This is a genomic window from Stenotrophomonas sp. GD03777 (assembly GCF_029842485.1).
GTDB classification, from domain to species: domain Bacteria; phylum Pseudomonadota; class Gammaproteobacteria; order Xanthomonadales; family Xanthomonadaceae; genus Stenotrophomonas; species Stenotrophomonas sepilia.
In genome coordinates this window covers 1-9468 of sequence record NZ_JAOCGL010000128.1, presented here as the reverse complement: position 1 = coordinate 9468, position 9468 = coordinate 1, and the positions used below count along the sequence as shown (strand labels likewise).

The following is a 9468-nucleotide window of genomic DNA, read 5'->3' as shown; positions in this document are numbered from 1 at the left end:
GGCGCCAAGCTGGAACACCGCCTGCCGGGTGGCGTGACGGTGCTGATGCTGGCCTCCGCGCTGGGCCTTCCGGACATCGTCGCGCGCCTGCTCACGGCGGGTGCCGACGTGCATGCCGGTGACGCGCAGCAGCTGGGTCCGCTGCACTGTGCCGCGCTGTACGGTTTCAGTGCCCGCGACCGCTCGCGCCTGCTGGCGCTGCTCGACACCCTGCTGCTGGCCGGTGCTGAACCGGACCAGGCCGCCGCTGGTTCTGTCACGCCGCTGCTGCTGCTGCTGGGCGCGCGCGCCGAGCCGGGTACCGCCTGCGACGAGCAGGTGGTGATGGCCGCAGTGGAGCGCCTGCTGGACGAGGACGTAAGCCTGGATGTACGCGACCCGCGTGGCTTCGGCCCGCTGCATCTGGCCGCGCTGCATGGCCTGCCGCTGCTGGTGCAGCGCCTGCTGCGCGCCGGCGCCGATCCTGAAGCGCGCGACAGCCTCAACCGCAGCCCGCGCGAGATCGCGGTGATGCGTGGCTTCATCGACGTGGCCGGCGAGTTCGAGCCGCGCGTGCCGGGCGTTTCCTCGATGGCGCGGTTCCTGCGCGACAACGGCTGATCGGGACCCGGTAGATCCACGCCATGCGTGGATGATCGTGCCCGGAAGCCAAAGCATCCACGCATGGCGTGGATCTACTGCCGGAATCCGCAACCTCAATCTGTGGTGGGTGCCGACCGTTGGTCGGCACGCCTATTTGTCGTCCCTTTCCGCGTCGGCCTCGAACAGGTGCATCAGGTCGTTGCGCGCATCACGCGAGGTCTGGATCACCGCGGCCTCGTCGTCGTACACCAGGTACTGGTCACGCAGCAGCTGCTCATCATGCTCACGGAAGCGCTGCACATGGCGTTCGGCCACGTCTGGTGCCACGCCCAGCGCCGTCAGCACGCGCCCGCTCATCTCCAGGCTGGTGCCGAACACTTCGCGGAACGGCTCGGCCGACATGTCCATCAGGCGCCACGCATGCTGGCGGTTGCGCGCTCGCGCCAGCACCTTCGCGTCCGGGTACAGCCGGCGCACCATGCGCACCGCGCGCAGGTTGGTCTCCGGGTCGTCCACGGTGATGACGAACACATCGATGTGCTCGCCACCCGCTGCACGCAGCATCTCCGGGCGGGTCGGGTCGCCGTAGTACAGCTGGTTGCCGAAGCGGCGCAGGTCGGCCACCGTGTCCGGGTTCGCCTCCAGCGCCACGAACGGCACCTTCTGTGCGGTCAGCAGGCGTGCGATCACCTGGCCGAAGCGGCCCATGCCGGCGATCAGCACCTTGGGCCGGTTGTCCGGTGCCACCTTGTCGGCCTCGGCGGTCCCGCGCGGTGGAGCCTTCTCCTGGCCGAGCAGCTTGAGCAGCGCGATCATCAGCAGTGGCGTGATCGCCATCGACAGGCCGACGATCGCCACCAGCCGATCGTGATTGGCGTTGCCCAGCAGGTGCGCGCGCTGCGCTTCGTTGAACACCACGAAGGCGAACTCGCCCCCCAGCCACAGCACGCTGCCCAGCAGCAGCGACTGCCGCGGACTGAGCTTTGCAATACGGCCAATCACATACAGCAGGCTGAACTTGACCACCAGCAGGATCGCCACGCCGGCCGCGATCAGCCACGGCTCTGCGGCGATGCGGTCGAGATCGATGCCCATGCCCACCGCGATGAAGAACAGCCCCAGCAGCAGGCCCTTGAACGGCTCGATCTGCGCTTCCAGTTCGTGCCGGAACTCCGAATCGGACAGCAGCACCCCGGCCAGGAACGCGCCCAGGCTGGGGCTGAGGCCCGCTTCCTGCATGAACCAGGCAGTGCCCAGCACCACCAGCAGGGCGGTGGCGGTGAACACTTCCGGGCTGCGGGTGCGCGCGATGATGCTGAACACCTTGCGCAGCACCGGTCGCCCGCACAGGATCACCACGGCCAGCGCGCCGAGGGCCACGGCGGCGTCTTCCCAGCGCAGGGTCTCGTTCTTCGCCCCGCCCAGCAGCGGGATGGCCGCCAGCAGCGGGATCGCGATCAGGTCCTGGAACAGCAGGATGGCAAAACCCAGCCGGCCATGGTCGCTGTTGATCGCCTTGTGCTCGGACAGCAGCTGCAGGCCTACCGCGGTGGATGACAGCGCCAGCGCAACACCGACCACCAGCGCGCTCTTCCACTGGAAGTGGTCGAGCAGCAGCAGGCCGCCCAGCACCAGCCCGGACATCGCCACCTGCGCCGCGCCCGCGCCGAACACCGAGCGCCGCATCACCTTCAGGCGTGCCGGCGACAGCTCCAGGCCGATCACGAACAGCAGCATCACCACGCCGATCTCGGCCGCGCCGAGGATGCGGTCGGCGTCCTGCACGAAGCCCAGCCCGTCCGGGCCCAGCACCACGCCGGCCGCCAAGTAGCCCAGCACCGCGCCGAAGCCGAACTTCTTGAACACCGGCACGGCAATGACCGCCGCCAGCAGCAGCACCAGGGCCAGTTCCAGACCGCCGCTATGCATGGGAATACCTGGTCATCGGGGAAGCCCGCAGTGCGTCCGTTCGGGTGGGGAAAGCGTGGCGAGCGCCACCCGGCCATTATGCGCGCCGGTTGGTGTATGCACGAGAACAACCGGCCGGCAGGCGCCCGGCGCAGGGATGCCGGGTTGACCTGCATGGCCCGCGGGTCCAGACTGCCCGCCGCTGGCGGCGCACCGCCGGCACGCGCATTCCGGAGTCCCCAACCCATGTCCAGCGACAGTAGAAGTCGACCTCGTTCGACGCCAGCGATGGCCACCGCCTGACATCGGGACGGTTTGCCTGCGTTGGCGTTGCGCGAGGTCGCACCCCCACAAGGCAAAACCGATGAACCAGAAGCAATTGCTGCGCCCGGTGGCCGATGCCGCCGCATTGGCCGCACCGCTGGCGAACTACAACACCGCCGATGCGGTGGAATTCCTCAACACATTGGAACTGGCCCGCGCCGCGGAAACGCTGGCCGCGCTGCCGTTGCCGCGTGCAGTGAAGATGCTGGAAGCGCCGGAGCTGCACCGCAGCGGTGAGCTGGTGGCCGCGCTGCCGCCGGCACGCGCCGCTGCCCTGCTCGGGCTGATGGCTGACGACCGCGCCACCGACATCGTCCACGAGCTGGATGAGGAAGAACGCGCGCGGCTGATCCCGCTGCTGGGCACCGACGCCCGCCAGGTCATCCAGAAGCTGCTGAGCTACCCGCCGAACACCGCCGGCGCGCTGATGACCACCGAATACGTGGCGGTGCCCGCCAGCTGGACCGTGGCGCAGACCCTGCAGCACATCCGCCAGGTCGAGCGCACGCGTGAAACGGTGTACGCGATCTACGTGCTGGACCCGGCCAGCCAGCAGCTGCAGCAGGTGGTGACCATGCGCCGGCTGATCACCGGCCTGCCCGAGGAATCGATCCTGGACGTGGCCCAGGTCAATCCGCCGGTGACGGTGGACGCGCTGATGGACCAGGAAGAAGTGGCGCGGCTGATCCGCCGTCACGACCTGCTGGCGATCCCGGTGGTCGACGCGCAGCAGCAGATGCTCGGCATCGTCACCGTGGACGACGTGCTCGATGCGCTGATCGAGGAATCCACCGAGGACGCGCACAAGTTCGGCGGCATGGAAGCGCTGGACAAGCCCTATATGCAGATCGGCTTCTTCGAGATGCTGCGCAAGCGTGCCGGCTGGCTGAGCGTGCTGTTCCTGGGCGAGATGCTGACGGCCAGTGCGATGCAGCACTACGAGGACGAACTGGCGCGCGCGGTGGTGCTGACCCTGTTCATCCCGTTGATCATGAGTTCGGGCGGAAATTCCGGCTCGCAGGCCACCTCGCTGTTGATCCGCAGCCTGGCGCTGCGCGAACTGCGCCTGCGCGACTGGTGGAAGGTGGCCATCCGCGAGATCCCGACCGGCATGGTGCTGGGTGCCATCCTCGGCTGCCTGGCGATCGTGCGCATCGTGATCTGGCAGCTGGGTGGCCTGCATGACTACGGCGAGCACTGGATCCTGCTGGCGATCACCATCGGCGCCGCGCTGGTCGGCATCGTCACCTTTGGTTCGCTGTCCGGCTCGATGCTGCCCTTCGTCCTGAAGCGCCTCGGCTTCGACCCGGCCAGCGCCTCGGCCCCGTTCGTGGCCACCCTGGTGGATGTGACCGGCCTGGTGATCTATTTCAGCATCGCCGCGCTGATCCTGCACGGCACGCTGCTGTAACAAAACGTGCACGCCGGGGTCGGATCCCTTCGCGCAGCGAAGGGCTCTGACCCCGGATATCCGCAGCAGGGGTCGGAGCCCTTTCCTGCGAAAAGGGATCCGACCCTTCCTCCGACCCCATCGCCACGGAATTTGGGTACCGTAGGCGCATGAGTACCTACCACCTGCAGTCCGTATTCCGTCCGCAGTCGGTCGCGGTGATCGGCGGCAGCCCGCGTGAGCGTTCGGCCGGCCGCGCAGTGATGCGCAACCTGCGCGGCACCGGCTTCCCCGGCAAGGTGGCGTGGATCAACCCGCGGCACGCCGAGATCGATGGCATCCGCACGGTCAAGCGCTTGAAGGACCTGGACTGGGTGCCCGACCTGGTGGTGATCACCGCGCCGGCGGCGATCGTGCCGCAAGTGGTGCGTACAGCTGCAGAGCGTGGCGTGCAGGCGGCGATCATCCTCACCGCGCACCTGGGCGAAGGCCCGGGTTCGTTGTCCGCACAGGTAGAGGCGGTGGCGCGCAAGCATGGCCTGCGCATCCTCGGGCCGCATTGCCTGGGCGTCATCGCGCCGCACGCGCGACTCAATGCCAGCATCGCCGCGCACTTCCCGCAGGCCGGCGACCTCGCGCTGATCTCCGAATCCTCGGCCATTGCCGCCGCGCTGGTGGAGTGGGGCGTGGCGCGCTCGGTGGGCTTCTCCGCCGTGGTTTCGCTGGGCGACACGATGGACGTCGACTTCGGCGACCTGCTCGACTACTTCGCCACGGACTACCGCACCCGCGCCATCCTGCTGTATGTCGAGCAGATCAAGGACGCGCGCAAGTTCATGTCGGCCGCGCGTGCCGCCGCCCGCGCCAAGCCGGTGGTGGTGGTGAAGTCCGGTCGCGCCGAGCGCGTGCAGCCGGGCAGCCGCGATACCCATGTGCAGGCCCTGGCGCGTGCCGATGATGTGTATGGTGCGGCCTTCAATCGTGCCGGCCTGCTGCGCGTGGGTGCGCTGGACGAACTGTTCACTGCTGCCGAATCGCTGGGGCGGCTGGGAACCTTTCCCGGTCGCCGCCTGGCCATTCTCAGCAATGGCGGCGGTGTCGGCCGCCTGGCCGTGGACCAACTGATCGCGCTGCGTGGCACGCTGGCCACCCTTTCCGACAGCACGGTGGAGAAGCTCGATGCGGTGCTGCCGCAGGGCTGGTCGCGCAGCAATCCGGTGGACATCGTGGTCGACGCCGATGGTGACCGCTATGCGTCGGCCATCGAAGCACTGCTGGCCGACAACGAGAACGATGCGGTGATGGTGGTCAACGTGCCAACCGCGTTTACCTCGTCCGCCGACGCGGCGCAGGCCCTCACCCGCACGCTCGGCCTGCGCCCGCGCCATCATCGCGACAAGCCGGTGTTCGCGGTGTGGCTGGGCAACGACGACCAGGCCACCGCCACGCTCAACGCAGCACGAGTGCCGACCTATCCGACCGAGGCCGAAGCAGTACGGGGCTTCCAGCACCTGGTGCGCTACCGCGAGGCACAGAACGCGTTGATGGAAACGCCGCCCAGCCTGCCGCAGGACTTCAGCGTCGACACAGCCACCGCGCGCGCACTGGTCGATGCCGCGCTGGCCAACGGCCAGCAGTGGCTGGACCCGCTGGCCACGCACGAGCTGCTCAAGGCCTACGGCATCCCGTCGGCGCCGGTGATGCATGCGCGCGATGCGCATGAGGCGATGGACCTGGCGCAGCCACTGCTGGAACGCGGTGCGTCCGTAGCGCTGAAGATCCTGTCGCCGGACATTCCGCACAAGTCCGAAGTGGACGGCGTGCGCCTGAATCTGTCCACGCTGCCGGCGGTGCAGAGCGCGGCCAACGCGATCCTGTCGCGTGCGCGCCAGCTGCGGCCGGATGCGCGCATCGATGGCCTGCTGGTACAGCCGACCATCGTCCGCCCGAAGGCGCGCGAACTGATTGTCGGCATCGCCGATGACGCGACGTTCGGCCCGGTGATCGTGGTCGGACGCGGCGGAACCGCCGTCGAAGTGATCAACGACAAGGCGCTGGCCCTGCCGCCGCTGGACCTGCGCCTGGCCCACGAGCTGATCGGCCAGACCCGCGCTTCGCGCATCCTCAAGGCCTACGGCGATGTGCCCGCCGCCGACGAGCGCGCACTGGCGCTGGCACTGGTCAAGCTGGCACAGCTGGCCGCCGACATTCCCGAAGTGCGTACGCTGGACATCAACCCGCTGCTGGTCGACGGCAAGGGCATCCTCGCCCTCGACGCGCGCGTGGCAGTGGCACCGTCGCGCATCCTGCACAAGGGCCGCGGGCATCCGCGCTTCTCGGTGTTCCCGTACCCGAAGGAGTGGGAGCGCACCATCGAACTGTCCGATGGCGGCCGCGCGTTCGTCCGCCCGGTGCGGCCGGAAGACGATGCGCTGTTCCGCGCGTTCTTCGCCCGCGTCAGCGACGAAGACCTGCGCCTGCGCTTCTTCCAGTCGGTGAAGCACTTCAGCCACGAATTCATCGCGCGCCTGACCCAGCTCGACTACGCGCGCTCGATCGCGCTGGTAGCGATCGAACCGCGCAGCGGCGAGATGCTGGGCGCAGTGCGCCTGCACGCCGATGCCGATTACCACCGTGGCGAGTACGGCATCCTGATCCGCTCGGACCTGAAGGGCCACGGCATCGGCTGGCGGCTGATGGCGATCATGATCGAGTACGCGAAGTGGCTGGGCCTGGACGTGGTCGAAGGCCAGGTGCTGCGCGAAAACAGCACCATGCTGGCGATGTGCCAGAGCCTGGGATTCAAGACCAGGCTGGACCCGGACGACCCGACGGTGATGATGGTGACCTTGCCGGTGCAGCAGGTCGAGGTGCCCGACGTGCCGCCGGTGGCGTAATTCCTGTAGAGCCGAGCCTACGCTCGGCTGCTTTTGCGTACGCTTGGCGGCTGCATCACCGCACCGGCTCTACCACCACCGCCGTGCCATAGCACAGCACTTCGGTCAGCCCGGTCATCACATCAGTGGCGTCGTAGCGCATGCCGATGATCGCGTTGGCACCCAGCTGCCGCGCGTGCTTGACCATGTCGCGGTAGGTTTCCTCGCGAGCCTGTTCGCACAGCTCGGTGTAGATGGTGATGTTGCCACCGAAGAGCGTCTGGATACCGCCCAGGAAGTTGCCGACGATCGAACGCGAGCGCACGGTGATACCGCGCACCACGCCGAGGTTGCGCAGGACGCGATGGCCGGGCAGCTCGAAGGCGGTGGTGACCAGCGCATCGTCGAAGCGCAGTGCCGGCGGGGAAGGGGTGCCGCTGTTGTAGGGGTCTGCCATGGTCGCGTCCGTGTCGCTGCCTTCTGTAGAGTCGAGCCATGCTCGACGGGCTGTGCTGCAGTCGAGCATGGCGCGACTCTACAACGCAATCGCCCGTTGCGGCATGGTTCCGTCACCGTGCTGGCGCGACAATATCCCCATGACCGACCGTATCCCCCTGTTGCTGCTGCCCGGCCTGCTCAACGATGCCGAGCTGTGGCGCGCGCAGCTGGCCGACCTGGCCGATATCGCCGACTGCACCGTGGGCGACCAGACCCGTGGCGAGACCCTGCAGGCGGTGGCCGAAGACGTGCTGGCGCAGGCACCGGAGCGCTTTGCGCTGGCCGGGTTCTCGCTGGGCGGTTTCGTCGCCCAGCAGATCCTGCGCATCGCGCCGGAGCGGGTCCTGCAGCTGGCGCTGATTGACACCTCGATCCACGCCGACTCGCCGGAGCGCGCCGAGCAGCGGCGCAGCCAGCGCGCCAGCGTGCGCCTGCCGGGGAAGTTCCACGGCTTCGGCGATGTGCTGATGCGCAGCTACATCGACGCCTCGCGTCTGGACGACTACGTGCTGGTGCAGCGCGTGCGCGACATGACCACCCGCCTGGGCGCGGAGGTGTTCCTGCGCCAGAGCGCACTGGAGCGCAGTGACGGCCATGATGTGCTGGCCGGTTACCGTGATCCGCTGTTGATCGTGTGTGGCGCCAACGACCGCATTACGCCACTCGCGGTGAGCGAGGAAATGCACGCGATGGTGCCGCACTCGCAGCTGGTGGTGGTGCCCGATTGCGGGCACCTGGCGCCGATGGAGAAACCGGACGAGGTCAGTGCGGCAATGCGTGGGTGGTTGTTGCAGGGCAGGGGATGATCCCCGCGTTCTGGTAGGTGCCGACCTTGGTCGGCACGGTGTTTCATCGATCGGTCAGACGTCTGCGCCGACCAGGGTCGGCGTCTACCAGAGCGGTTGCGCGCCGTCTTGGAATCAATCCCAGGCCGGGGCGATGCCTTCCGGGTTGGCCAGGCGATGGCCGCGGTCAAGCTTGGCGATCTGTGCCATGTCTTCGTCGGTCAGGCGGATCGCTGCTGCCTCCAGGTTGCTGGCCAGGTTCTCGCGCTTGGTCGAGGACGGAATGACCGAGAAGCCCTGCTGCAGCGCCCAGGCCAGCGCGATCTGCGCCGGCGTGGCCTGGTGGCGGCCGGCAATGGCCTGGATCACCGGGTCCTTGATTACCTCGCCATAGGCCAGGCTCATGTAGGCGGTGATGTGGATGCCGTTGTCCTGCAGGAATTTCACCAGCAGGCGGTTCTGCAGGTACGGGTGGATCTCGATCTGGTTGGTGGCGATGGCGCCGGCACCCAGGATGCCGATCGCCTTGCGGGTCTGCGCGATGGTGAAGTTGGAGATGCCGATCTCCTTCGTCAGGCCCTGTGCCTTGGCCTCGGCCAGTGCGGTCAGGTACTCCTCCATCGGCACGTCGACCTTGTCGTTCGGCGATGGCCAGTGGATCAGTGCCAGGTCGACATGGTCGGTGCGCAGCTTTTCCAGGCTGGTACGCAGGCTGGCCAGCAGCGCTTCGCGCTTGAACGCGGTGATCCAGACCTTGGTAGTTAGGTAGATCGCTTCGCGCGGCACGCCGGAGTCGGCGATGGCGTGGCCGACTTCGGCTTCGTTGCCGTAGATCTGCGCGGTATCGATGGCGCGGTAGCCGACCTCCAGCGCGTTGCGCACGGAATCGATCACGGTCTGGTCTTTGAGGCGGAAAGTGCCGAGACCGAAGGCGGGGACTGTCATGAGGGGCTCCAGCATTGGGGGAGGGAGACGGGACGATCCACGAAAGGGTAGGTCAGCGGCCGTGTGCATGCCGGCAACGGTGCATTGCACTGCCGTGTACGACCACAGGCCGTAATGAGTGCGGAACGTTGGTCTGCACTGTTCATGCCGCCACCATGCA

Annotated in this window: 7 protein-coding genes; 4 read left to right on the top strand and 3 right to left on the bottom strand. The window is 67.8% G+C overall.

Translation table 11 applies throughout. The features are described 5' to 3' along the window. The coding region (locus N5E02_RS18640; protein ID WP_279946595.1) for an ankyrin repeat domain-containing protein at positions 1-600 on the top strand (600 nt) is incomplete at its 5' end. A gap of 132 nt (positions 601-732) precedes the next feature. Here N5E02_RS18640 and N5E02_RS18635 read toward each other — a convergent pair. Next, positions 733-2511 carry a monovalent cation:proton antiporter-2 (CPA2) family protein gene (locus tag N5E02_RS18635; RefSeq protein WP_065177846.1) on the bottom strand — a complete coding sequence of 593 codons (1779 nt, stop codon included), beginning with the start codon at positions 2509-2511 and terminating at the stop codon, positions 733-735. A gap of 343 nt (positions 2512-2854) precedes the next feature. On the opposite strand from N5E02_RS18635, the gene mgtE reads away from it, so the two are divergent. Further along, complete coding sequence (gene mgtE / locus N5E02_RS18630; protein ID WP_005420274.1) at positions 2855-4225, top strand: magnesium transporter; 1371 nt, start codon at positions 2855-2857, stop codon at positions 4223-4225. A 149-nt stretch (positions 4226-4374) separates the two neighbouring features. Then, positions 4375-7101: a bifunctional acetate--CoA ligase family protein/GNAT family N-acetyltransferase gene (locus N5E02_RS18625; protein WP_005420272.1), complete on the top strand. Its 2727-nt coding sequence runs from the start codon at positions 4375-4377 to the stop codon at positions 7099-7101. A 55-nt stretch (positions 7102-7156) separates the two neighbouring features. Here the strand turns inward: N5E02_RS18625 and N5E02_RS18620 are convergent, their stop codons facing one another. Beyond that, positions 7157-7537: a YbjQ family protein gene (locus tag N5E02_RS18620; protein WP_279946594.1), complete on the bottom strand. Its 381-nt coding sequence runs from the start codon at positions 7535-7537 to the stop codon at positions 7157-7159. Between the two features lie 139 nt (positions 7538-7676). Here N5E02_RS18620 and N5E02_RS18615 point away from each other — a divergent pair, with 139 nt between their 5' ends. Further along, entirely contained in the window at positions 7677-8384 is a 708-nt protein-coding gene (locus N5E02_RS18615; RefSeq protein WP_065177848.1) for an alpha/beta hydrolase, read from the top strand. Positions 8385-8498: 114 nt separating this feature from the next. Here N5E02_RS18615 and dkgB read toward each other — a convergent pair whose 3' ends face one another. Then, a complete protein-coding gene (dkgB, locus tag N5E02_RS18610) occupies positions 8499-9308 on the bottom strand; it encodes a 2,5-didehydrogluconate reductase DkgB (protein WP_279946593.1) in 810 nt (269 codons plus the stop codon). Positions 9309-9468 lie beyond the last annotated feature (160 nt).